Genomic DNA, 340 nt, shown 5'->3' with positions numbered 1-340 from the left:
AGACTTCGGACGCCAAGGAGAAAAAGCCGCACGCAAGGCATGGGCGAAAGAAGAACTTAAACGGCGCGGCCACCCAGACGGGCGACCTGCCGCATTCGACACCGGCATCGACAACGAATGGAACCCCAGCTTAGGCGTAAGAAAAGGCTGGGCCGGACGCGCCTAAATCCACACGAAATGTCCCTTAACGCGACACGCCGCAAATCCACACGAAATGTCCCTTAAGCCTCTAGACTCCAGACCGCTAACCCATAACCCGATCAGGAAAGAGGGCGACAACTATATAGCTTGTCGCCCTCTTTATTTGTACCCCGTACGGGATTTGAACCCGTGTTACCGG

The 340-nt window shown here is 55.6% G+C and carries 1 pseudogene; it reads left to right on the top strand.

From position 1 onward, the window contains the following. Positions 1–166: pseudogene (locus HMPREF2932_RS13475) on the top strand (IS256 family transposase); the annotation flags it as partial. Positions 167–340: the final 174 nt, after the last annotated feature.

Origin of the sequence: Corynebacterium sp. HMSC074H12 (assembly GCF_001813755.1) — a bacterium.
Lineage (GTDB): Bacteria > Actinomycetota > Actinomycetes > Mycobacteriales > Mycobacteriaceae > Corynebacterium > Corynebacterium hiratae.
Note: the sequence above shows the minus strand (reverse complement) of the source record. Positions and strands in the feature narration are given on the sequence as shown.